Below are 23,458 nucleotides of genomic sequence, written 5' to 3'. Positions count from 1 at the left end.
ATGAGGATGGGGTCTTCCATATCTTTGCAGGCCGCAGCACTGAACAGGCCGCCGAACCCGCCGATGTCGCCGATGACCTCGGGACGATAGGTGGAATGCACCGCTTCCTTGATGGCGTCTACCGCAGCGGCGCCCTCTTCGATATCCACACCGGCATCGGCGTACGTGATCTGGCTCATGACTTATTCCCCTTTCGTCAGAAACGCGGTCTTGGTGATGGATTCGGGCAGCGCCACGGGGTACTCGCCCGTGAAGCACGCCTCGCAGAACGTCTTGTGCTGAGCGTTCCCGCACGCCTCGCGCAGGCCCGCAAGCGAGATGAACGCCAGCGAATCGCACCCGATGAACGCGCACATTTCCTCATTGGTCATATTAGCAGCTATCAGCTGGTCTTGGGTGGCGGTGTCGATGCCGTAGAAGCACGGCCACATGACCTCGGGGCTCACGATGCGCAGGTGCACCTCTATGGCGCCCGCCGCGCGCAGCATGCTCACAAGCTTTTTGGACGTGTTGCCGCGCACGATGCTGTCGTCGATGACCACGATGCGCTTGCCGCGCAGCACGCTGGGCAGCGGATTGAGCTTGATGCGGATGCCCATCTGGCGCATTTCCTGCGTGGGCTGGATGAACGTGCGGCCCACGTAGCGGTTTTTCACGATGCCGTCGGTAAACTCGAGTCCGCTTGCCTCGGCGTAGCCCAGCGCCCCGGGCACGCCGGAGTCGGGCACGCCCAGTACCAGATCGGCATCCACCGGAGCCTCGCGCGCCAGCACGCGGCCCATGGCGCGACGCGCCTGATAGACGCTCTGCCCGTCGATCACCGAATCGGGGCGGGCGAAATACACGTACTCGAAAATGCAGCCGCGCGGTTCGGCGGGCTGAACCGCCTGCAGCGTTGAGATGCCCGTCTCATTGATGCGGATGATCTCGCCGGGGTTCACGTCGCGCACAAACTCGGCACCCACGATATCAAGGCCGCAGGTCTCCGACGACACTACCCAGCCGCGATCGCCAGGCAGCTTGCCCAGGCATAGCGGGCGGATGCCGTGCGGGTCGCGGAAAGCGTAGAGCGCCGTGGGGCTGGCGAGCACCATGGCGTAGGCGCCCTCAATGGTTTCCATGGCGCGCTGGATGCCGTCGGTCAGGTGATGGGTCTCGCGCGTCACGTAGCCGATGACCTGGCACGCGACCTCGCTATCGGTGTTGGAGCGGAACTGAACGCCTTTGGCGATGAGGTCGGCGCGGATGCTGTTGGTGTTCACGAGCGTGCCGTTATGCGCGAGCGCGATAAGCACTTCGTCGATGGCGGACATATGAGGCTGCGCGCTCATCCACGAGGCGCCTCCGCTGGTGGCATAGCGGCAATGGCCCACCGCGACGCGCCCCTTGAGCGCCGCAAGCGCGCTCTCGTCGAACACCTGCGTGACCAGCCCCAAATCCTTGGTGACGGTCACGGTTTCGCCATCGCCCACCGCGATACCCGCGCTCTCCTGGCCACGGTGCTGCAGCGCCTGCAAGCCGAAACACGTAAGCCTTGCAACATCGTCGGTCTGGGAATACACGCCGAATACCGCGCATTCCTCCTCGGGACGGTCCGGCGCCTCGCCGGGAAAGATGGACGTCGCCACAGGTGTCTACCCTCTTTCTTCTATGTCGAAGCGCCCCGTCCTGCACGATGCGCTTCACTCGACTGCCTTGTCTTGTGCGCTAGGCCGCTTGCTGATTCTCTCCGCCGTCTGCCGCCTCGTCGGACGCGGCATCCTGGCCCTCGCCCGAAGCGCCACCGGACTGGTCGCCCTCTTGCTGGCCGGCCTCGTCACCCTGATCGCTCGATTCCTGCGTTTCTGCCGTTTGGGCATTCGTAGGAACCGCGGTTTCCACCACACCGCCGAACAGCACCGCACGCGTGGTCGCATAATCGTCGCCGCACGTGATGAGCGTGAACATCTTGGAGATGCTGCCCAGGTCGACATCGGTCGCCTTGGCGGTAGCCGCATCTATGCGTTCCTGGGCGTATTGGGCCAGCGTCGCCGAATCGGCAAACGTCGGCTGGATGATGGACGTTTCGGTATTGGCAACCACGTCGAGCGCGAGCGTGGTGCAGCGGTAGTTGCAGGTAGGCGTAAACACGTAGAATGTGCGCGCCGCGTCGAAGGCCGCCTGGTCCTCCATGGCCACGAGATGCGCGAACATCGTGTCGTCGTTCATGTTGTGGCCATAGATGAAGTTGTTGTCGTCGGAGAAATCGGGGCTGTTCACCACGGAAAGGAAGATGGCGCCCTTGCTCACGATGCCGCCTTCGTTTCCGGCGAAATCTTTGCGTAGATACTCCTCGTCGGAATCGCCCCGCACCACGGGATAGTCGATAGAGGTACCCGGCATGTAGATCCATGCGACGGTATCGGGATTCTGCGCCAGAAGCGCATCCCAATCCACCGTCATGTCGGCAAGCGCATTTGCCTCGGTGGCCACGTTAGCGCTTTGGGCGATTTCGTCGTAGGTCCTGGTACCGCTGTAGTAGCCCCAAGCGATAACGCCCAAAATTGCCAGGCACGCCACCAGCACGAGCGAAGCGATCACCAATACGACCGTCCATATGCGACGCTTGCCGCGGTTGCGCGAATCCATCATCTGACGGCCGTAATTGGCCCGCGAGTAGGTATTGAAGTTTTGCGCGGCGTTGGTTGAGACGCCACTCACGTCCCACTGGTCGGCAGGGGGATTGACTGGAGGCAGCACGCCACTCGAGGCGGGACGAGCTTGGCCGGGGCGAGCTCGATTGCCGGAGCGAGACTGCGCCGGCTGGCCATACGGCGGTCGCGCGCCGCTCGTCTGACGCGCGCCAAAATCCGCCGAATGAGAAGCGTTTGACGCAGGCGGCACACGGCGCCCCCCTTGTGGAGCGCTCGTGGGCGCGCCGCGACGGGCGTCCTGGGACGCGCCTGAAGCGGGCCGTGCGTGCCTGCCGCGATAGGGTTGTTCGTCACGTGAGTTCATAGTGGCTCCCATGATAGATAACGCAAAGGCGGGACACGCCCCTGAAAGGACATATCCCGCCCGAATACATCGCTTTGCCAAACCTCTGCGTCATTTTCTTGTCAAATGACCGAGGCGAGCGCACGCTATTTCTTCTTCATCTCGTCGATGAAGCCCTTTGCGATGAACGCGACGATGATGATAACGATGACAGCGGCAATAATCCAGATTGCCTCCATGGGCAGAAAGCTCATTGTTCTCCTCCTTGTGCAAACGCCTGCAGCGCCCGAACGAGCCCCGATGCGCCGCACGCTTTCATATAAGTAACTTCAAGCTTCTGCAATGATACCTCACCAAGCCATTTCGCGCGACCCGGGGTTAGATTAGTTGACGAGCCGACACCTACAAGTCGCGGAAGATCGAAGCGAATTCCGCCGCGCGAAGCGCGAACCCAAAGCTCGAGGCACTTGGCAACACCCCAACCCCAGCAAAAGCTGCGAACCGCGCACAAGCGAAGCGATGTGCGCCAGAGTGGGCAGTGAATCCCCAATCATCCGGTTTCCCATGCGCCCTGGAGCGAAGAGAAGGAGGGAGGGGGTCCACGGGGGAGGGAGGAAGGGAACTCTTTCCCTTCCTCCCTCCCCCGTGCCCTAGTCCTCTAAATCCGCTATTTCGCCCATGTCGGGAATCCAGATGCTCGAAGCATCCACGCGCGCATCGGGAAACTCTGCCTGCTCGGCAATCGTCGAAGGGATGGTGCCCTCCAACTGACCGCGCACGCTCTCCGCACGAAGGAGGCAGAACTCCCTGATGGTTTCTACGGCGAGCTCGAAGTCCACGTATGAGCAGAACGCCGTCGGGTCGCGTTCTACGTACGGAGCAATCATGCGATACGTCTCGGCCACCTTCGCCTCAAAAGTGCCGCTCTTGAAATAGCCCTCAAGGAAATCCGCGTAGTACGCGTGATAGCGCTCGAAGCAATCACCGTATTTCATGAGATTGTGGTACAGCGGGCGATCGAACATGACTTCGCCTTCGGCGGGCGTATCGATGGGATAGTTCACGTAGAGCTCCGCATCGTTGATGGGGTCGGGCATGCCCAGCGAATACGTGGCGAACGCCAGATTGTAATCCCACGGAATCATGGAAAGCACGCCCTCCTCCTCATAGAGGAAGTAATTATGCCCTGTGCGACCCAGATAGCTGTCAAGGTTCACCACGAACGTCTGCACCACGAAATAGCGCAGCACTTCATCGACGTCGACGACCTGCTCCAGCTCCTCCCCCGTCGAAAGGATTCGAAGGGACTCAACCATTCTCTCCCTGTCAGAATCCGTCAGATCGAACTTTGCTGTACGAAATATGTTGTCATACGAGGCGGGATCATCGCCCACGTAGCGCAGATGAACGTCGTGATTCTCGTCCTCGAGCGATTTATAGTCGGGCTTATACAGCTGCCCATGGTCAATACCGAAATTGCGCTGCGCAAATGCCTCTTCGGGCTCTTCGATGGCAAGAAAAAGGCCCCACGATTCGCCGTTCACCGTCACCCAGGTATAGCTCGAGGCGGGAGTAGGTACGCCCATATGCTCCATCATGTCGAACGCGAGATAGCTCTTCATATATGAGTTGTCCTGGAACGCCGCATCGAGCGACATCTTGTCCAAGCCGTGGTAACTCCCGCCTTCGGCGAAATGGTCGAATTCCACTTTGAGGCTGTAACGAGACAAACCATACTCCTCGACCAGACGACGGGAGTTATTCCCCTTGGCGCGGATGCCCACCGACTCAAGCGTCTCCCCATCGATGACCAAATCACATTCGGCGTACTCCTCTTCCGGCGCCGCCGCTATGAACGCATCCCAGTCGTCGATGACGATATTCACTTCATGCACGCGGCTGTCGTCGAAGAGCCGGGTCATGTAAGCAGGGGAAGACGACGCCGGAGTCAGGCCGAAGGTGAAGCCCGCGGCAAAAGCGGCGGCGGCCGCAACGGCAAGAACCATGGCGACGCCGCATGCGATTTCAAATCCACGCGACCTTAGCATGGAGCATCATCAGCCCATGTAGTCGCCGTTGTACGACACGAGCGCGGTATGCGTCACGCCCTCCATGGCGGCAAGGCCGTTCACAAAAGAGGAGGACCCGTCTTTCAGGCGAACCTCGTAATTGAGTTCGACGGCATCGGGAAGAACGCTCTTGCTCTTGAGCGACATGGCGCGGGCGTTCTTCGAAACATAGTCGGACGCCTCTTTCTCAGCCGCCTCGCCGGCGCAGTGGAGAACCAGGATATAGGGGCGCTCGACCTGCTTACGCATGGAAATCACCAGCAGCACAAGCCCGATGAACAGGCTCCCGAACACCGCGAGAGGGATAAGGCCCGCCGCCAGCACGATGCCCGCCGCGATGCTCCAGAACAGAAACACAATGTCCATGGGCTCTTTCACCGGCGTTCGGAAGCGCACGATGGACAGCGCGCCCACCATGCCCAACGACAGAACCACATTGGTGGAGATGGCAAGAATCACCAGCGTGGTCACAAGGGTCAAAACGATAAGGCTTGCCCCGAAGCTCGCCGAATACATAACCCCGGAATAGCTTCGCTTGTATACGAGAAAAATGAACATGCCCACGAGCAGCGCGAGAGCCATCGCGATGGCGGTATCCACCACCGAAACCGACCCCACACGCTCGAGAAAGCTCGAGTTGAATATGTCCTGAAACGTGGTCATTGAACTTCCTATCCGTATTTTCGGCACATGGCGTATTTCGAATATGCCGCATGTCGCCTGTTGGGAATCTGCACCGCCATGCGCACGATGTCGGGCAGAAATGCGTCGTATTTGACCTCCACCACCACGATGCCGTCGCTCACAGGAAGACCAAACGAGGCATCGAGAAAATGATCGGGCGCGACACTGCGCAAATTGCGGTCGATGGTCACCCGGCAGTTGCCGGGCGCGTAGGTATACGCCTCGCGGTCGTAGGCGGTCACGATGCGAGGCGCGAGCAGCTTGCCGCGCATCCTGCTATAGAGCTCAAGCTTGAGAGGGTCGTCGCTTTCCAGCAGAAACGCGAAATCGCCCCTGACGATGCGACGCGCTTCTTCAGGGGTCAGGCGCGCCGAGCGCTTGCTGCACAGTCCGCCGAGCTTGATCTTCTTTTCGAGCTTCACGAACGAGGGATTGCTGTCGTAGTAGCGCATGCGGAATTTCTCGCGCCGGTCGATGCCTTCGATCTTTTGCCGCAGAGCCTCGTCATAGGGGGTATCGAAGTACAGGCTGGTGATGCGATAGGTTCCATCAGGACCTGCGTGCGCATCGCGCCCGAAAAGAAGCGCGAGGCGCGCGGAGAGCACGCGCGCCTCGGCGTTGTTCACCTGGTGTTTGAGCTCATGGCGAAACTTGCAGGGCGGATACGCGCTAGTCGTCGTAACCGGAGTCGCCATAATTGCTATAGCCGGAATCGCCGCCACCGTAATTGGAGTTGCCTCCGCCGTAGTTGGAATCGCCGTAGTCGGAGTTGCCTCCACCGCCACCGCTGGGCGGGGTCACGGGCACGGGGTCAGGCTGCGGTGCAGGAGTGGAGCTTCCGCCACCCGAGCTGCCGCCAGAGCTGCCACCGGAGGGCTTGGAGGTACCGCCCGAGGATCCGCTGTTTCCGCCGGAAGGCTTAGACGGGGACGGATTGTTGTAGGCGCTATCGTTGTAGTTCGAATTGCCGCCATAATTGCTATAGCCGGAATCGCCGCCGCTATAGTTGCCGCCCGAGGACCCACCGGTCGAACCGCCGGTCGAGGCAGACCCGCCGGAGCTGGAGCCGCTCGAAGGCTTCGTGTAGCTAGAGTTACCGTAATCGGTGTTGTCCTTGTCGTAATCGGTCTTGCCGGCATAATCAGTCTTGCCGTCGTCTTTGTCGTCGTTCTTATCGTCGTACCTGGAATCGCCATCGTTGTTGGGGCCGTAATCGGTATCATCGTAATCCGTCACACCATCGTTGCTAGGACCGTAATCGGTGTCATCGTAGTACGACCAGCCGTAATCCGTGGTTCCCGAAACAGCGAACACTGCGTTCACCTTATTGGTGTGCGCATAGGCATCGGCGCCTTCGACGATGTCATTCAGGAAGTTATGGGTGGGCATATGCGAGCCATCCTCAAGCTCGATCTGCACCTGGCGGCCTTCTCCTTCGACCTCTTCAACGAGGAAGCCCGCCTCGTTGAACTTGCCCAGCAGCGTTTCCACCACACTGCGACACGGCTGGCCGACGAATTCGTCATCGGAAGGAACAAGAGCGCGGCCATCGTCGTTGAGGCCCTCGACCTTGACGACATTGCCTTGCTTATCGTAGGAAACGGCAATCTCCGGGTTCACGCGCAACACGATGGTGCCATAAATCTCGTCTTCTTGCTGGACAGCGGCGTCCCCCGACGAAATAGCCGTGGACCCTGCCGCGCTTTGCTGCGCGCATCCAGCGATCAGGCTGCCGCATACCATGAGCGAGAGCACGGCTGCGAGCGCGATAATCATACGCTTTTTGGTCATTGTTCTCACATCCCCTCAAAGGTTCGATGCAGTCTTGTGCTGGGAACCTTCGCGTCGTCGGGTGGAACTCGGCGGCGCGCGAGGATGGATGCCAAAAGCCCCACCTTGCGAACACAAAGGTCGTCTCCTCTGTCCGTCCAGAGGAGAATGCTGATAGCGAAATTGTTTCATAGAAAACGCTACGCAACAACGACATTTTTGGCGAATGACGTGCGGAAGTGTAAATTGTTTGTCAAGGGAATGTAAAGTGGTGGGCCAGATTCACCGGGGCAGCCAGAAAAGGTAAACCCCTACGCCATCTTTTCCTGTTTCAGCCTATCGGCTATCCAGGTCTTGATGACTGCCTGTCGATTAATGGCGAGACGATCGGCGGCTTCATCAAGACCCTGAATCATCCACTCAGGAAAATCGACATTTACGCGCCGTGTTTTGTTAAGGGGAGGACGCACCACCGCCGTATCCAAATCAAGATAATCAAGAATGTCTTCTTTGCCCTCGTCAAAGATACGGTCAAACTCCTCAATGCTCGATGCTTGTTTTTTCGTCATAGTATTTGACCTCGTTCTTCCTCGATCGCCTTACAGAAATGATGCGGATATTGCCTCCGCGATAGGTAATGATTGCGGTCCAGTTCTTCCCCTCTATCACACCAAACACAGCAAAGCGCTCTTCGCCATAATCTCCATTCACGGACACCTCGACCGTTGGAGAATCCCACAGCCTCTGCGCACGCATGAAGTCGATGCCGTGTTTCAATAGGTTCGAAATACTCTTTTTTGGGTCGTATTCGAATTCCATACTTTGCCTCGCTTCATTATACTACCTTGCTAGGTATATCTCATATACCTTTTGTAAGCTATTTGAATAATGACGAGGCAATGGTACAAATCTGGTAAACCAGACCGTTGGGCCACGGCAACCACCAAGTATTTGGTTGCGATAACGTTAGAGCTGCCAAGAAAATGGCATGAATTTTGCTACCAATCAGAACAAAACCGAGCACGAGAGGCATATACAATGCTGAACTACACGATAGAACCGGCACAATCCGGAGATGAGCCAGAACTTGTTGCATTAGGCGAAGCGGCAGGCATGGGCGTACTTAAGGGTTTTGAAACAACTCTTGTTGCGCGACTTGCCGACGGGCGCATTGGCGGTTTTTGCCGAATTCGAATCTTTGACGGCATCGCGTACGTAAATCCCATCGTCACGTCCGAACACGCACGCGGAATGGGCTTAGGCGCAGCGCTGATGAATGCCGCACACGAAACCTACGGCGAGCTACGCTTTGTAGCGCGCGGATACGCGATACCTTTCTATCAGTCGCTTGACTGTACGGAGGCACCCTGGGGTTCAATTTGCGCAGAGGTTGCTGCCGACTGCAACGAATGCCCCGATTTTGAAACATGCAAGCCCCTACCGATGGTAATGCGCGCCCCGCACATGCCCAAGAACGGAACCGAACGACCCGTCATAGGTATCACCACCGAACTCGACTACGAATCAAACCTTTGCTCAATAAACAGGGAGTACGCCGAGGCTGTTTGGGCTGCGGGAGGTATTCCCATCATGGTGGCACCAATCGAGAGAACGCCCGAATACGCTGCATGCGCCTTAGAAGCGCTTGACGGCCTTATCCTCGCGGGCGGAGGCGACATCGACCCATTTGAATACGGACAGCAGACCCATCACCCTCTGCTATCGAATGTCCAGAGACAACGCGACGAATTCGAGATCGCTCTTACGGCGCAGGCGCACAAAAGCAAGCTTCCCGTTTTGGGAATATGCCGCGGAATGCAAATAATGAACGTTGCGCTTGGGGGAACCCTCATCCAACACATTGGGCATGACACGCCCCATACGGTAGTCGTCCCTGGCTCGCCCGCCCTCTCCGAAAGCGATGCCCTTTCAGAACAACTCGTCGTTCACGTCGATCACAACCAACCCAAGCCATACACTTCTGCAGCGCATTTTGTTTCCGTTGACTTCGGCACGCACCTACACGCCATTCTTCACAGCAATATGCATGCAGATGATTCACCTTTGGTTCTGCCCGTGAACTCGATGCATCATCAGGCAATAGACTATCTTTCTCCCATGCTCACGACGACAGCGCGCTGCGGCAGCATCATTGAGGCGCTAGAAGACCCCCAGCTTCCCTTCTTTCTGGGCGTTCAATGGCATCCGGAATATCTCGAAAATGAACACGCCCTTTTTGAAGCTCTCTGCAAAGAAGCGCGCAAGTATCGCGCATATAAAAACTGCCCCACCCCAGCTCAGCAATGCGATAACAAAAGTGACAATGAATAGCATGACACCCAGGAATAGCATCGGCGCACAAACGAAACCCCGTTTCGCGAATGCCGCCTTTACGAACGAATGGCTGCAGTTCATAACGGCATCCACTGAAGGCTCGGCCGATGGGCAAAAGGCCGCAACGTACATGAGCACATCGACCGCCATCGTGCACGGGGAAGTGACCCCCTGCGCTGTTGTTCCACGCCTATTCGACAACAACACCAAAGCGGTTATGACTCAAGCCGTTGCCATCATGCATTCGATTCTGAATAAGGTTCGCAACCGCTATCTTTGCGACCCGGCATACCGTGCGCTCTTCGGGTTTGACTCACGTCTCGAAGAACTCATTCTTTCAGCGGATGGCAAGGATCTTTATGCCCCCTTCGCCCGCTACGATATTTTTCTCGACGAAGCAACGGGGTCGTATGTGTTCTGCGAATTGAACGCCGACGGTTCATCGGGCATGAACGAAGATCGCGAAGTCGCTCGGGCGATGAGCCTGACGAGTGCCTACTCCTCGTTTTTAGGCAATCATAAGCTGGAGGGAAACGAACTATTCGAAAGCTGGATTGACACATGTATCTCGATTCTGAAGGCGAACGGCCGCAACCCCAAAACTTCCCATATTGCAATCTGCGATTACCTTGAATGCGCAACGCTGGAAGAGTTCGAAGAGTATCGTTCGCGCTTCGAAGCAAGGGGCATCGAGTGCTCCATATGCGACGTTCGCTCCCTCGCGCTCAGAAACGACGGCCTGCACACTTCAGATGGTCGGCTCATCGACGTAATTTGGCGTCGATGCGTCACCAACGACGTCTTGCTTCATTGGGATGAATCCCAGGATTTTCTTGAGGCGGCCCGACGCAGAGATATTCTGCTCATAGGTGGGTTTTCAGGCCATCTTGTTCATGACAAGAGGCTATTTAATGTACTCCAAGACCCTGAGACCGTCGCATTTTTGACCGGAGCTGAAAACGATTTCATAAAAGAGCATATCCCCTTCACGGCCATCCTCGATAGCTCTCGCGTTGACATCAATGAAGTAAAAACGAACAAAAGCGCCTGGGTCATCAAGCCGGCAGATCACTATGGGGCAGACGAAGTGCATCTGGGGATAGAGACGCCCCAAAGCGAATGGAACAGATTGGTGAACAAATTCGCCAACAGTGCCAGTGGAGATTTGTTCCTCGCTCAACGATTTATTCGACCATACCGCACGCTCACCATTCCTCTTGCAAGCATCGCTGACAATGAATCAGGGGCACAGATGCAGATTGTCGAGCCACGCTCGTATGCGAATCTGCTGGGGCTGTATGTGTACGACGGCACGTTTAAGGGAGTTTTCTCCCGCTTGGGACCGAGCGAAATCGTCACCGGGCTGGCAGGCGGGCTCACTGCTGCAACGTTTTGGGTTGATTGCGGCAGACCGTAGGCAAATTCCCCAAGAAGACCCTTAGATAATGCACCCCCATCTCAGGCCTCTTCCCGTCGCTACGCTTCTTCCAATCCGGATTCCACAAGATAACGTTTCATGTCCCGTCTCTGGAAGAACGCCAACCCCACAGTGCACGCAATCGCTAGAAAAATCACCACCATGCCTCCAGCATATGCCGCTCCGAAGCCTGCCAAATCTATGACTGCGCCCCATACAAAACCAGAGAGAACACCTGCCACATTCGCTGCCATCGAGATGCGAGCATATATAATGGGATACTCCAGTCCGCCGAATGTCTTTCGGGCAAGTAAGGGAGACATGACGTTGGTGACTCCGTAATATATTCCATACAGTATTGCTGCAGCGCCTATAAGCCCCGCAATTCCCAAACTACCGCCGAGCAACAGCAGCACTACACCGACGATTCCTGCAGATGCGCAGAAAATAGGCCCTGCATAAGGATGTTTTTCTCCGATGTATCCCAACATTAATTTCGTGCCAGTCTGCGCAGCCATAGAAAGCGAAGTCGCGATTGACCCCAGCATGGGAACAGCCGCGCCCAATGGCAAAGTTGATACATACGATGGAATCATGCCGTTGAGATACATGCCGCAATTCAAAAAGAAAGCAAATCCCATGATTAGATACAACTGAGGCATCCTGAAAGCTTCTTTGGCAGAGATTCCCTTTCTTGCTTTCGGATGATCCCCCGGCGCGAGAGGAGCAATTGCATCGCCGCTTTTCGATGGAATGCCTGCACCCGCTGCGGAAATATCGCCTGTTTCGTTTGCGCCATAAGGCAATATACCCTTATCTTTTGGCCTGCTCGCCACACATAAAAACATAACTGGGATGCATGCGAATGTAATGCATGCAAAAATACGATGCGTCCACTGCCACCCGACTTCCTGGATGAGTGCGCCTCCCGCAGCTGCCCAGACAACACCCCCGATTCCAGTAAACGCTGCAATAAGCCCGATATAAAAACCGGCATTTTTAGCGAACCATCGATTAACGAGCGTCGCAGGAGCAAGATAGATGAGAACGGAGGTGCCAAATCCCATCAGAACGCCGCAAGCAAGATACTGCCATAACTGCGTAGACATCGACAAAAGCAGAAAAGCCAGCCCAGCAACGCCGCAGGATGCCGCTAGGCAGATTCGCGCATCACAACTGTTGAGCAATCGACCGGCAAAAGGCATAAACACCAGACCAGAAAGACAGGCAAGCGGCGTAAAGTAGCTCAACACACCCGTTCCACATCCTAAGTCCAAAGCCGCATATGGATAGAAAATGCCAGCGCAACTATGTCCGAAGGAAACCGGACAAAACATGCAGAGAATTAAAGCGAACTCGACAAAAAATGCAAAGTGCGGTCCTCGGGAGCGGACATATTTTTCCTGGGTTTCTTGCAATACGGCAGGCATCGATATCCAATCTTTTTTGATAACTATCGTTTAGCTGCCAATTAGCAAGAATCATGCCATTGCAACCCCACAAGCGCCCTATTCGTCGATAACCACTTCAACCTTCACCCTAAGATGAAGCTGCTCCATGCGTTTGTACAGCGTGTTACGCGAAATGCCCAATGCTTTGGCGGCCTTAGACATGTTCCCACCGTGCTCTTCCACAAGTGCAATAATTCGGTTTCGCTCAGCGTTGGCCTCGCCTTTAGGGGCAAATGCGTCCACATCACCCTTTTCACCCTTTTCACCATGAGCGTCAGAAGAAGGATTTTTAGCGCCACCTTGTGTAGATGTTTTTTTCGCGCTCGCCTGGGCAAGACCGGACATGTTCAACGCTGGACCTACGAATTTAGAACCCGTCGAAACGGAATTTGCAATGTGCGCCGGCAAATCGTCGAGCGTCACGTTGGCACCCTCGCCCGCCATGATCAGCGTGCGCTCCACGATGTTGCGCAGCTCGCGCACGTTGCCGCGCCACGTATAGTTCTGCAACGCCTCCATCACATCCTCGGGCAAAGGCGTATAGGGAAGCTGCAGCGATTCGGATAGATCCTTGTTGAAGTAGTCCGCCAGAAGCCTCACGTCGCCATCGCGGCGGCGCAGCGGAGGCAGCTCTATCTCCACCATGCTCAATCGGTAATACAGATCGGCGCGGAACTTCTGCGAGTCGATGAGCGAACGTACATCCTGGTTGGTGGCCGCCAGAAAACGCACATCGAACTTGCGCGCTTCCGTCGAACCCAGGCGCGTGACCGATTGATCCTGAATCACGCGCAAAAGGCCCACCTGCAGATCGAGCGGCATCTCGCCGATCTCGTCCAAGAACAGCGTGCCGCCGTCGGCCGCCTCTATCTTGCCCGGGGCGCCGCTCTCGTTGGCGCCGGTGAACGCACCGCGTTCGTAGCCGAACAGTTCGGCGGCGAACAGATCGCGCGGAATGGCGCCGCAGTTGATGGCGATGAAATTACCCTTGCGCCCCGACATGGCGTGAATGGCACGCGCCACCCCCTCTTTGCCGGTGCCGGTTTCGCCGAGGATGAGCACGTTAGCCTTGATGGGCGCAATCTTGCGCACCAGCTTGTCCACCTTCATCCAGGCGTCGGATTCGCCGATGTAGTTCACGGTCTCGCGCGTGGTGGCGCGGCCCATGACCTTGGGCTCCGATGTGCGCGACACAACCACCTTGGCGGTTTTCGCAGATTCCTTGAACACGCACACCACGTAGGTGAGGCCGTTGCCAAGGTCGATGGAGCGCCTCCTGACCAGGTAGAGGGTTCGTTCGCCCTTCTTGCGAGGAGCCTTGAACGAAATGGCGAGCGGCTGGCCGTCCTTGATGGGCTCGCGCATCAGATACGACGCGTTCGTCTTCTTGGACAGGTAGGCGTCGATCGACTGGCTCGCATAGGAGAAATCCTCGTATCCGGCCACATATGAACGCATGGCGCTGTTGGCGAGCAGCACATGCCCCTGAAGATCGAGTATCAGCACCGGCTCGTCCATGAGGTTGGCAAGCGGCGCGAAGAATTCCGCCGTGGACAGGCGCGCATTCAGCGACCTGCCCGCCGAGAACAGCTCGTTCGCCAAATCGACGCCCATGGCGCACATGTCGAGCGCGTACTCGGGCAGCGGGTTGAACGGGTCGTTGAAATTCAGGGCGCCGAAATACTTCTTGTTCGCATCGATGAACGGGGCGCTTACGCCCGAATACGTCTGGGCGATGGAGCGATACTGCTCGAACCCCTCCACGCGTACCGGCTTCTTCTCGTAAGGAACCACCGTCGCATTGCCGGTGCCCACCTCTTCTTCCAACACGTACGTGCCGAACGTGCGGGGGTAGTAGCTCAGAGGCGATATGAATTCGAATACGAAGTTCTCCTGGTCCATGAGCGACACGTTGCATTCGAGGAGCGCCATGATCACGCGCATGATCGGCGTGTTCGCCGCCAACGAATGGGCGTACTTCTTACGCTTCTCCCTCAGCAACGCCTCATCGATCGAAGGATAGTACGACGACCACGGGTTCACGCCGGCGGCACGGCAGCGGCGCCATGAACGGGCGATCTCGGGACGTACCACATCCTCATCGACCACGCCCGTGGTAACGAACGTCCTCCATGCCTCTGCGAGACGTTTGCGATCGTACATCTATGCCTCCTGCCAGTCTCTCGTCGTTCGTCAGTCGTCAATCCCTGGCTTCACCGCCCAGCGCCTGCGGGCCTGCGGCTCGATGCCCAGCGACTCTCGGTATTTGGCGACCGTGCGGCGCTTGATTTCCACGCCGCGCCCGTTGAGCACCTCGGTGATCTTCGCGTCGCTTAGCGGATGCTCTTTGTCTTCCTCGTCAACGATAGCCTTGATCATTTTCTTGATTTCGAACGATGATACGCCCCCGCCGACGCCTTCCGAATCGGTGCGCGGCAACGAACGCGTGAAGAACATCTTGAGCGGAAACGTTCCCCAGGGCGTCTGCACGTATTTCCCCTGCACCGTGCGGCTGATGGTGGACACGTGCACGCCCAGCGCATCTGCCGCCTGCTGCATATTCATGGGCGAAAGCGCTCCCCCGCCCATGAGGAAGAAGCGGAACTGCTTCTCCACCAGAAACGCCCCGAACCGCTCGAGCGTGCGGCTTCGATGGTCGAGGTTGCGCAGCAGCCGGTCGGCCTCCTCGCGTTTCTCGGCGAGATACCCGCGCGCCTCGGCATCGAGCCCTGCGCCCTCGAGCATCGAAACGTAATCGGAATTGAGGGAGAGGCACTTTTCCATCATCCCGGTCACTTCTACCGTGAGACGCGTATCAAGTTTTCTCACGATGAGGTCGGGAATGATGTAGCGCGCGTCCGTCTTCTGATAGAACGCCGCGCCCGGTCGAGGATTCATCTCCAGCACGGTGCGCTTCATATCCAGCATGTCTTCCATGTCCACGCCGAGAGCCTTGGCCAAAACGGTCAGCTTGTTTTCGGCCAGGTCACCCAGATGTTCACGCACAAGACAAAGCAGAGCGTCGCGATGAGGATCACGTTCGTCCACCTGAAGCTCCAGGCATTCTGAAAGCGACCTAGCACCCACGCCTGCCGGCTGCAGGCCCTGAACGATTCGAAGGGCCTCGTCGGCCGACGCCAGCTCGGCGCCGTGCTCGAACGCAACCACGCCCACATCGCCCGTGTAATACCCATCGTCTGAGATGCCTTCGATAACGGCATCGACCAGCTTCAACATGGCAGCGGAAAGGTCCAGGCACGACGCCTGGAACTGCAGGTATTCGCGAAGGGTCTCGGTTTCCATGCAATCATCTTGAATGCGCGAGAAATCCCAGTCGCCGGCAAGCCCTGGAAGCGGCGCATCGCCGCGCGGGCGGATGAGCGGTTCGGGCTGATCGTCGTTCTGCTCGGCACTGGCAAGCATATCCTCGTACGCGTTCTCGTTCGGCATTTCCGAGAACGCGAGCAGATCGTCGTCGTAGTTCACTTCCAGCAGCGGATTGGATTCCGCGGCTTTCGAGATGTAATCGGGAAGCGCGCTTACCGGAAGCGACAGAATCTCCAGCCCCTGGAGTGCCACGGGGGCAAGCGTGACTTTGGTCTTGGTTTTCGTCGCCGTGCGGGAAGACTGCTGCATTTCCAGACGCGTGGTTGCCATGCTCCCCCTTTCAAAACGACGTGCATGCTCCATTTTAGTCGTTTTGGCCTTTTTTTCTATGGGATTTCGGTAGACCGGAGGCGCTTTAAAGAAATTTGGCATGCTTTATGCTTAGCAACCTAACCTTTTTCAGGCGTGAAAAAAGGGAGGAGCATACGCTCCTCCCCAGAACGGCGATGCGACTCGCCTCTGCGCTGGCGCGAACGAAGTCCGCTTAGCGCTGGCGCTTGGCCTCGGGGGCCGCCTCGGCGGGGCCGGCGTAGGTCTGCACGATGGTGGCGTAGGTGCGCGCCTCGTCGCCCACGACCTCGAGGTCGGTGTCCATCCAGTTGCGGCGGCGGATGGCGACGAGCGCCCAGTCCTTCGCGGTGCCCTTGATGTAGTTCGGGCTCTCGGGGTCGCCCTTGGCCCAGACCTCTCCGGAGGGCAGCGTGAGCTCAAGGTACATCGGGATCTCGGGGTCGAAGGTGAGGCCGTTCACGTTGTACATGTTCGGGCGGCCCTGCCACGACAGGAACAGCGTGGAGGTGATGCGGTCCTTCACCACGGGGTCGAGGCCCAGGGCGTCGTAGATGTCGACGGAGTGCGCCCACAGCTCCATCAGGCGGGCGGAGGCCAGCGAGCGGTTGGACATCGGCGGGATGCCGGCAGCCCACGGCACGCGGGCCTTGGGCCCCTGCTCCATGAACGTGGCGTTCATCAGGGTGCGCTGCTCACGCCAGAAAGCGAGGATCTCGGCGCCAGTCATGTCCTGGCACTTCATGACATGATAGTGCTCGTCCTGATCGGAGAATGCATCGGCGACGGCGTTCACGCTCTCGCCGCGGCCGTTCAGAAGCTCGGCGGCACAGTAGTCGAACATGGCGATGTGGGCGATGACGTCCTTGAGCTTCCAGGTGGTGCAGTAGGAGGCCATCTTGTTCCAGTCCTCCTCGGTGAAGTCCTGAACCAGAACGTCAACCTGAGCCTGCTCGGCCAACAGGTCGCCCATGGGATCGAAGAGTTCTGCCATTGTTTTCCCCTTTCAACGTAACTTGCCTAGATGCCTGCAGGTCATCCATGATCCTGCAGGTTGCTGAAAAGCCAGCGAGGGCGAGCCTGGCGAGTCGGATTGGCCCGCCGCGACCCCAAGCGTGCTTCGCACGCGCCGAGGGGAGCATAAGGGCCAAGCCGGCCGCTAGGCTCGCTCGCAGCGTCGCAGCGCCTCATCGAGCAATTCCGCCGGCTGGCAAGCCGGCGGAACGGCACTAATCCTGATACAGCTTCTGGATGGCGCGGCCGGCGATGTGAATCATGATCTCGTCGGTGCCGGCGCCAATGCGGTAGACGCGCTGGTCACGCCACAGGCGCGAGATGCGGCAGTCCTTGGTGTAGCCGATGCCGCCCATGACCTGCAGCGCGGTGTCGACGACCTCGAACGCGGCGCGGCCGCAGTACAGCTTGGCCACGGCGGAATCGATCTGCACGGGCTCGCCGTTGTCGATCTTCCACGCGGTCTTGTACACCCAGTTGCGCATGTTCTCGATCTTCATGTACATCTCGGTGATGTGCTCCTGGATGAGCTGGTTCTTGCCGATCGGCTTGCCGAACTGGATGCGCTGGGTGGCGTAGCGGGTGGCATCCTCGAAGGCGCACTCGGCAGCACCCAGGCTCTGGGCGCAGGCGATGAGGCGCTCCACCTCGAAGTTCACCATGGCCTGCATGAAGCCGTTGCCCTCGGTGCCCACCAGGGCGCTTTCCTCAAGCTCGACGTCTTCCATGTGCAGCTCGCAGGTGTTGCCCATGTTCCAGCCGATCTTCTCGAGCGGCTCGATGGAGATGCCCGGCATCAGGTTACCCTCGTCGTCATGCAGCTGGACCCACCACATGGAGAACTTGGAGCGGTTCTCGCGCAGGCTGGCGTCATCCTCGGAGTTGCGGGCCACGCACAGCATGTACTTGGAGTTCACGGCGTTGGTCATGAACGACTTGCTGCCGTTGAGGTACACCTTGCCGTCGCGACGGGTGTAGGTGGAGGCAAGAGCGCTGGAGTCGGAGCCGGCGCCAGGCTCGGTGAAGCCCAGAACGAAGCCCGGATTGCCCTTGGCCACCTCGGCGAAGCACTGCTCCTTCTGCTCCTCGGAACCGTACTCGGTCATGTCCTTGAGGGCGCACAGGTTGCCGTAGATGTAGATGGGCACGCCGTTCTTGCACATGCGCTCGGCCACCAGCATCAGGGTCTGAACGTCAACCGGGGTTCCGCCGTACTCCTCATCGAGACCCAGCGACTGGAAGCCGTTCTCCAGAAGCGCGTCGGTGAACTCCTTGGGCCACACATGCTTCTCGTCGCACTCCTTGAAATACTGCTCGGTGCCGTAACGCTCGCACACCTCGTCGACGCTCTCAAGCAGCAGCTCCTGCTCTTCGGTCAGTTTGAAATCCATTGGCCTACTTCCTTTCCTTCTCTGCTCTCTTGCGGTCGAAGTAATCTATGACATCCTTCAGACGAACCTTGCCGGCATCGTCTCTGTGAAGGTCGTCGATGAATTCGACATAGCGGGGCTTCTTATAGCTCGCTATGTATTGCTTGCATGTTTCCTGGACCTCTTCGACAGTCAGCTCCACACCGGGCTGCGGCTGCACCACAGTGGCAACCGCCTCGCCCATCACCGAGTCGGACGTGCCGAACACCACGCAGTCCGCAACCTTGGGGTTGCGCAGGATGGCGGTCTGCACCTCGTTGATGAACACGTTCTCGCCGCCGGACTTGATCATGTCCTTCTTGCGGGCCATCAGATAGAGGTAGCCGTTCTCGTCGCGGCGCATGATGTCGCCCGTATGCAGCCACCCGTCGTCGGTGAACGCGTTGCGCGTGAGGTCGTCCTGGCCGTAGTAGCCCGACATGACCGCGGGCGATTTGACGATCGCCTCGCCCGACTGCCCTTCCTCCACGTCGCGCCCGTCGTCGTCCACGATGCGTACCTCGAGCGTTTCCATGGGGGTTCCCACGGAGGCGAGCTCGGGCACGCGGCGCTCCACCATGTCGCGCGTGATGCGGATGCTGGTGCCGGTGCCGCTTTCGCTCTGGCCCCACCCGTAGTTGACCTCGGTGTTGGGGAACACCTCGAACGCCTCGGATATGACCTCGGGGGTCATGGCGCCGGCGGCGCTCTGCACGATGCGGATGCTGGACAGGTCGTAGTCGCCCACGTGCTCGTCGCGCATGAGGCGCAGGTACGTGGTGGGCGGCAGGAGGATCATGTGGGTCACGCCGTACTGCTCGATCTGGGCGAGGATGCTCTGCGGGTTGAACTTGCCGCAGATCACCGTGGTCGCGCCGGCGGAGAGCGCCGACATGAACCAGCTGTGCCCGCCGTGATGCTCGAGCGGACACTGGATCAGCGCCACGGGATGGTCCATCTCCAGCATGTCGTTGGACGCGATGCACGCGTGGATCTCGGTGAGGTCCTGGCGGTGCGTGCGGCACGCGCCCTTGGGAAGGCCCGTGCTGCCGCCGGTGAACTGGATGCGCGAAAGCGCCGACGCGTCTTTGAACAGCGGCACCTCGGGGTCGATGGGCGCCTCGCTGGCGAGGTCCCACAGCCGGGGCGCGTACGGCGTCGAGGTGCCCACGCCCATGAGGTCGAGGTCGGAATCGAAAACGCTCAGGACGGCGGTCACCTTGTCGACGAACTGCTTGTCGAACACGAGCAGCTTCGCGTCAACAGCGTTGGTCAGAAACGCTATCTCGCGCGAGATGAGGCGGTAGTTCAGCGGAACCGCCACCGCGCCGATGCGCTGGATGGCCAGATACACGCCCACCAGCTCGATGCTGTTGGGAATGAGGTAGGCCACCTTGTCGCCGGCGCCTATGCCGCGGTCGACGAACGCACGGGCGATGCGGTCGGTCAGCACGTTCATCTCGGCGTAGGTGTGGGTGACGTCGCCGCATACGCAGGCGAGCCGGTCCGGATGCGCGCGCACGTTCTCGAGAAACGGCTCTATGATGTTGTCGTATTGCTCGTAGCCCATCGCGTCAATCCCTTCCTTTATCGGACGCTCCCTTTTTTCGTCCGGCCCCACGTCGCGCCGGCGAGTGACCGGCGCCCGTCGGCGAGGCCCGTCCCGCTCCTCCCCCTCCTTGCGGAAGCGGGACGGGCCTTTGCGCACGTTAGCGCGCGAATTTCTCCATGGTCTTTGCGTAGGCCTTGGTAGTGGTGCAGAACGGCGAAGCGGTCTGCTCGTTGTTCATGGACGTCTGCAGGTTCCAGTCTGCAAGGCCGTTGAACATGCACTTGGCAACCTGGATAGAGGCGTCGGGCATGTCGGACAGACGCTTGGCGAGACCCATCGTGGTGGCCTCGAGATCCTCGGAGGCGCACACGCGGTTGGCGATGCCCATATCGAACAGCTGCTGGCCGCTGATGCGGTCGCCCAGGAACACGATCTCCTTGGCGCGCTGCGCGCCCACCAACTCGGGCAAGAACTTCACCACACCCATCTCGGGAGCAATGCCGATCTGGCAGAACGCCGGGATGATCTGGGCGGTTTCCGAGATGCACACCAGATCGCTGGCAAGCACCAGGGCGAATCCGCCGCCCACGGCATAGCCGTCCACCATGGCGATGACCGGCTTGGCGATAGAGCGCAGGGCCCAGACGGCCTGGCAGTACTTGCGATAGGTCTTGCGGGCATGCTCGGGGGTGTTCTCCTCGGGGGAGGACTGGCTCAAGTCGCCGCCGCTCGTGAAGCAGTTGCCCGACCCGCGCAGAACGATCACGCGCACCTCGTCATCGGCGTCCGCCTCATAGAGGCATTGCGTCAGAAGCTCCATCATGCGCGCATTGATGGCGTTCTTCTTCTTGGGCTGGTTCAGGTAGATGACGGCGATGCCGTCTTCCGCCTTCTCTATGTACACGACGTCGCGTTCAATCTCAGTCATGATCGATCTCCTAGATAGCGCAACCCGCCACGTAGCCCGCCTTGGTGGCATCGGCAATGCGATGCGGCTCATCGGCATCGCCAACCAGGTACACCTCGTCGCAGATGCCCTTGAGCGATTCGGCCAACGCATGGTTGGGCTTGAAGCCCAAGGTGACGGCGACGGTCTTAGCGGGAATGAAGATTTCCTTCTTGTTGCCCTCCCTGTCGGACTGAATGGCCTTAACGCCGCTCTCGGTGATTTCGGTCACCTTGGTAAGCGGGTAGGTGGTCACGTTGGGAGCCTTCTTGAAGTCGTTGTTCATACCGAAGCGTTCAGACGCACTCACATCATAGCCAATCTTCTTGCCCTCTTCGATAATCGCGGTGGTGCGGCCCGTTTCCATGCACAGATGCCCAAACTCGCAACCGGGCAGGCCGCCGCCAATGATGGCGACGTTCTTGCTGATGGGCCAGCTCAAAGAGCCCGTCGCCTTGCGAGCGAATTCGGGGGTGTAGTGCATCTTGAGCACCGTGGTGGCGCCCCACCACATGAAGTTGTTGAACGCGCCCTTGGCCTTGGGCTTGTGGCCGTTCAGCATCTCCAGGAAGTTGTGCGACTGGATGACGTTCTTGCCGTCGGCGCCGGGAACATCCAGACCCAGCACATCGCCGCCCACGGCGACCACCACGGCATCGGGCTTGGCAGCCTTGACCACAGAGGCGTCCACCGGGGTCTTCAGGTGCACGTTGATAGCGGGGTGCGATTCGATCAGATGATTCATATAGTCAAGGTAGCGCTCATGATAGGGGCTGAAAATGGAGCTCATCTTCACGCAGCCGCCCAGACGCGGGCCGGCCTCGTACAGATCGACCTCGTGGCCGCGCTCGCTGGCGGCGACGGCGGCGTTGATGCCGGCCGGACCGGAGCCGATGACCATGACCTTCTTCTTTTTGTCGGCCTTGGGATACAGCTCGTGATCGAGCTCGGGGCCGAAGTGGGGGTTCACGCCGCAGTACACCAGCGGCTTGCCGCCGGAAACCACATCGTCGATGCAGCGGCAGCACACGATGCACTTGCGCATGTCGTCGGTGCGGTCCTCCATGACCTTGCGCGGCAGGTCGGGGTCGGCGATGCTGTAGCGCAGGCCGGCGATGGCGTCGCACTTGCCCTCCTGGAGGTTCTTCTCCATGACGGTGGGGTCGGTGTTGCGGTAGCCCTGGGCGACAGGCTTCTTCGCCACGGTCTTGATCTTCTCGGCGATCCACATCCAGTGGCCGTCCTCGATGCGCTTGGTGGTCAGCGGCACGCTGGTCTCGTGCCAACCGACGGCCAGGTCATGCAGGTCGAGGCCAGCCTCTTCGAGGATGGGAACGATCTGGAGGGCTTCCTCGATGTCCAGGCCCTCGCCCGCGTCGGTCTTGATGAAGTCGACCGGCGACCAGCGAACCACGATGGGGTAATCGGGGCCCACGACCTCGCGCACGCCCTGCAGAATCTCGACCGTCAGACGGCAGCGGTTCTCCAGGCTTCCGCCGTACTGGTCGGTACGGTTGTTGGTGGCCTTGGACATGAAGCGGCTCATGATGCCGCCGACGCCCGCCATGACCTCGATGGCGTCGAAGCCCGCCTCCTTGCACACGCGCGCGGCGTTGAAGTATTCCTTCTTGAACTCCTCGATCTGCTCGATGGTCATGGCGCGGAAGCCGCCCATGAACTTCAGCACGGCGATGTCGGTGGGGCCGTAGGGGCCTTCGCACTCGTCGGACTCGAACTTCCAGTCGTGCACGGCGTAGATCTGAGCGCAGATCTTGCCGTCGTGCTTATGCACCGGATCGACCATCATCTCTTTGAGGTTGGGAATGCACTCGTCGCCATAGCAGGACGGCAGGGGATGCAGATGGATGCCGTTCTCGCCGATGTCGGAGTTGCGCTTCCACGGGCAGATGGTCTGGATGATCAGGCCCGTCTTGCCGGCAGCGCGCTCCTCAAGGTAGTTGGCCAGACGCTGGGTGGCCTTGCCGTTCTCCGCATAGCCCTCGCCCGGCGACATGGACGTGGTGATCATGCGGTTCTGCAGCGTGACGCCGTTGACCTTCAGCGGCGAGCCGAGGATGGGATACTGCGTGCTCATCGTATGCATTCTCCTTCTCTTGACGACGAATCCTCTATCGAAAGCCCCTTTTACGTACAAGGCGGT

Annotated in this window: 18 protein-coding genes and 1 pseudogene; 2 read left to right on the top strand and 17 right to left on the bottom strand. The window is 59.0% G+C overall.

Annotated features, from left to right (window positions below; all coding sequences use genetic code 11):
* The 9 genes and pseudogenes from Q0J60_RS09295 to Q0J60_RS09255 form a co-directional block, all read right to left on the bottom strand.
* A pseudogene (locus Q0J60_RS09295) lies at positions 1–179 on the bottom strand (phosphoribosylformylglycinamidine cyclo-ligase); the annotation flags it as partial.
* 3 nt (positions 180–182) lie between these two features.
* Positions 183–1,628, bottom strand: a complete 1,446-nt coding sequence (purF, locus tag Q0J60_RS09290; protein ID WP_294440858.1) for an amidophosphoribosyltransferase — start codon at positions 1,626–1,628, stop codon at positions 183–185.
* A 79-nt stretch (positions 1,629–1,707) separates the two neighbouring features.
* On the bottom strand, positions 1,708–2,883 hold the full coding sequence (locus Q0J60_RS09285; RefSeq protein ID WP_294440856.1) for a class B sortase: 1,176 nt from the start codon (positions 2,881–2,883) through the stop codon (positions 1,708–1,710).
* 743 nt (positions 2,884–3,626) lie between these two features.
* Positions 3,627–4,982: a CotH kinase family protein gene (locus Q0J60_RS09280; protein ID WP_294440854.1), complete on the bottom strand. Its 1,356-nt coding sequence runs from the start codon at positions 4,980–4,982 to the stop codon at positions 3,627–3,629.
* A 51-nt stretch (positions 4,983–5,033) separates the two neighbouring features.
* Positions 5,034–5,708: a DUF4956 domain-containing protein gene (locus Q0J60_RS09275; protein ID WP_294440852.1), complete on the bottom strand. Its 675-nt coding sequence runs from the start codon at positions 5,706–5,708 to the stop codon at positions 5,034–5,036.
* A gap of 8 nt (positions 5,709–5,716) precedes the next feature.
* Positions 5,717–6,424 (bottom strand): polyphosphate polymerase domain-containing protein, encoded by a 708-nt coding sequence (locus Q0J60_RS09270; protein ID WP_294440851.1) that lies wholly within the window; start codon positions 6,422–6,424, stop codon positions 5,717–5,719.
* Positions 6,399–7,520, bottom strand: coding sequence for a hypothetical protein (locus Q0J60_RS09265; protein ID WP_294440850.1), 1,122 nt, complete (start codon positions 7,518–7,520; stop codon positions 6,399–6,401). The genes Q0J60_RS09270 and Q0J60_RS09265 overlap by 26 nt, the downstream gene beginning before the upstream one ends.
* Positions 7,521–7,810: 290 nt before the next feature.
* Positions 7,811–8,068 (bottom strand): type II toxin-antitoxin system BrnA family antitoxin, encoded by a 258-nt coding sequence (locus Q0J60_RS09260; RefSeq protein ID WP_294440847.1) that lies wholly within the window; start codon positions 8,066–8,068, stop codon positions 7,811–7,813.
* The gene (locus tag Q0J60_RS09255; protein WP_294440845.1) at positions 8,040–8,318 is read right to left on the bottom strand and encodes a BrnT family toxin; all 279 of its coding nucleotides are present in this window, start codon (positions 8,316–8,318) and stop codon (positions 8,040–8,042) included. Before Q0J60_RS09255 ends, Q0J60_RS09260 begins: the two co-directional genes overlap by 29 nt.
* Before the next feature lie 219 nt (positions 8,319–8,537).
* Here Q0J60_RS09255 and Q0J60_RS09250 point away from each other — a divergent pair, with 219 nt between their 5' ends.
* Both Q0J60_RS09250 and Q0J60_RS09245 read left to right on the top strand, forming a co-directional pair.
* Positions 8,538–9,830 carry a GNAT family N-acetyltransferase gene (locus Q0J60_RS09250; protein ID WP_294440843.1) on the top strand — a complete coding sequence of 431 codons (1,293 nt, stop codon included), beginning with the start codon at positions 8,538–8,540 and terminating at the stop codon, positions 9,828–9,830.
* The gene (locus tag Q0J60_RS09245) at positions 9,823–11,250 is read left to right on the top strand and encodes a carboxylate--amine ligase (protein ID WP_294440842.1); all 1,428 of its coding nucleotides are present in this window, start codon (positions 9,823–9,825) and stop codon (positions 11,248–11,250) included. Before Q0J60_RS09250 ends, Q0J60_RS09245 begins: the two co-directional genes overlap by 8 nt.
* Before the next feature lie 59 nt (positions 11,251–11,309).
* Here Q0J60_RS09245 and Q0J60_RS09240 read toward each other — a convergent pair whose 3' ends face one another.
* The 8 genes from Q0J60_RS09240 to Q0J60_RS09205 all read right to left on the bottom strand — a co-directional run bounded on the left by Q0J60_RS09240 (position 11,310) and on the right by Q0J60_RS09205 (position 23,392).
* Positions 11,310–12,680 (bottom strand): MFS transporter, encoded by a 1,371-nt coding sequence (locus tag Q0J60_RS09240; RefSeq protein ID WP_294440840.1) that lies wholly within the window; start codon positions 12,678–12,680, stop codon positions 11,310–11,312.
* 78 nt (positions 12,681–12,758) lie between these two features.
* A complete protein-coding gene (locus Q0J60_RS09235) occupies positions 12,759–14,864 on the bottom strand; it encodes a sigma-54-dependent Fis family transcriptional regulator (protein WP_294440838.1) in 2,106 nt (701 codons plus the stop codon).
* A 30-nt stretch (positions 14,865–14,894) separates the two neighbouring features.
* Entirely contained in the window at positions 14,895–16,358 is a 1,464-nt protein-coding gene (gene rpoN / locus Q0J60_RS09230) for an RNA polymerase factor sigma-54 (protein WP_294440836.1), read from the bottom strand.
* Positions 16,359–16,572: 214 nt separating this feature from the next.
* Positions 16,573–17,370, bottom strand: coding sequence for a TIGR03084 family metal-binding protein (locus Q0J60_RS09225; protein WP_294440835.1), 798 nt, complete (start codon positions 17,368–17,370; stop codon positions 16,573–16,575).
* Positions 17,371–17,605: 235 nt separating this feature from the next.
* Complete coding sequence (locus Q0J60_RS09220) at positions 17,606–18,781, bottom strand: acyl-CoA dehydrogenase (protein WP_294440833.1); 1,176 nt, start codon at positions 18,779–18,781, stop codon at positions 17,606–17,608.
* Between the two features lie 4 nt (positions 18,782–18,785).
* Positions 18,786–20,369, bottom strand: a complete 1,584-nt coding sequence (locus Q0J60_RS09215) for a class I adenylate-forming enzyme family protein (protein ID WP_294440832.1) — start codon at positions 20,367–20,369, stop codon at positions 18,786–18,788.
* 139 nt (positions 20,370–20,508) lie between these two features.
* Positions 20,509–21,279: an enoyl-CoA hydratase/isomerase family protein gene (locus Q0J60_RS09210; RefSeq protein WP_294440830.1), complete on the bottom strand. Its 771-nt coding sequence runs from the start codon at positions 21,277–21,279 to the stop codon at positions 20,509–20,511.
* A 10-nt stretch (positions 21,280–21,289) separates the two neighbouring features.
* Positions 21,290–23,392, bottom strand: a complete 2,103-nt coding sequence (locus Q0J60_RS09205; protein ID WP_294440829.1) for an FAD-dependent oxidoreductase — start codon at positions 23,390–23,392, stop codon at positions 21,290–21,292.
* Positions 23,393–23,458: the final 66 nt, after the last annotated feature.

Source organism: uncultured Slackia sp. (assembly GCF_944321625.1).
Taxonomy (GTDB): domain Bacteria; phylum Actinomycetota; class Coriobacteriia; order Coriobacteriales; family Eggerthellaceae; genus Slackia.
This window is presented reverse-complemented; position numbering and strand designations above follow the sequence as displayed.

Excerpts from the sequence above, each read along its gene's own strand:
- rpoN (WP_294440836.1), bottom strand. The coding sequence starts at position 16,358 with ATGGCAACCACGCGTCTGGAAATGCAGCAGTCTTCCCGCACGGCGACG.
- Q0J60_RS09245 (WP_294440842.1), top strand. The coding sequence starts at position 9,823 with ATGAATAGCATGACACCCAGGAATAGCATCGGCGCACAAACGAAACCC.
- Q0J60_RS09270 (WP_294440851.1), bottom strand. The coding sequence starts at position 6,424 with ATGGCGACTCCGGTTACGACGACTAGCGCGTATCCGCCCTGCAAGTTT.
- Q0J60_RS09250 (WP_294440843.1), top strand. The coding sequence starts at position 8,538 with ATGCTGAACTACACGATAGAACCGGCACAATCCGGAGATGAGCCAGAA.
- Q0J60_RS09225 (WP_294440835.1), bottom strand. The coding sequence starts at position 17,370 with ATGGCAGAACTCTTCGATCCCATGGGCGACCTGTTGGCCGAGCAGGCT.
- Q0J60_RS09240 (WP_294440840.1), bottom strand. The coding sequence starts at position 12,680 with ATGCCTGCCGTATTGCAAGAAACCCAGGAAAAATATGTCCGCTCCCGA.
- Q0J60_RS09280 (WP_294440854.1), bottom strand. The coding sequence starts at position 4,982 with ATGGTTCTTGCCGTTGCGGCCGCCGCCGCTTTTGCCGCGGGCTTCACC.
- Q0J60_RS09275 (WP_294440852.1), bottom strand. The coding sequence starts at position 5,708 with ATGACCACGTTTCAGGACATATTCAACTCGAGCTTTCTCGAGCGTGTG.
- Q0J60_RS09210 (WP_294440830.1), bottom strand. The coding sequence starts at position 21,279 with ATGACTGAGATTGAACGCGACGTCGTGTACATAGAGAAGGCGGAAGAC.
- Q0J60_RS09255 (WP_294440845.1), bottom strand. The coding sequence starts at position 8,318 with ATGGAATTCGAATACGACCCAAAAAAGAGTATTTCGAACCTATTGAAA.
- Q0J60_RS09265 (WP_294440850.1), bottom strand. The coding sequence starts at position 7,520 with ATGACCAAAAAGCGTATGATTATCGCGCTCGCAGCCGTGCTCTCGCTC.
- Q0J60_RS09260 (WP_294440847.1), bottom strand. The coding sequence starts at position 8,068 with ATGACGAAAAAACAAGCATCGAGCATTGAGGAGTTTGACCGTATCTTT.
- Q0J60_RS09220 (WP_294440833.1), bottom strand. The coding sequence starts at position 18,781 with ATGGATTTCAAACTGACCGAAGAGCAGGAGCTGCTGCTTGAGAGCGTC.
- Q0J60_RS09205 (WP_294440829.1), bottom strand. The coding sequence starts at position 23,392 with ATGAGCACGCAGTATCCCATCCTCGGCTCGCCGCTGAAGGTCAACGGC.
- Q0J60_RS09215 (WP_294440832.1), bottom strand. The coding sequence starts at position 20,369 with ATGGGCTACGAGCAATACGACAACATCATAGAGCCGTTTCTCGAGAAC.
- Q0J60_RS09235 (WP_294440838.1), bottom strand. The coding sequence starts at position 14,864 with ATGTACGATCGCAAACGTCTCGCAGAGGCATGGAGGACGTTCGTTACC.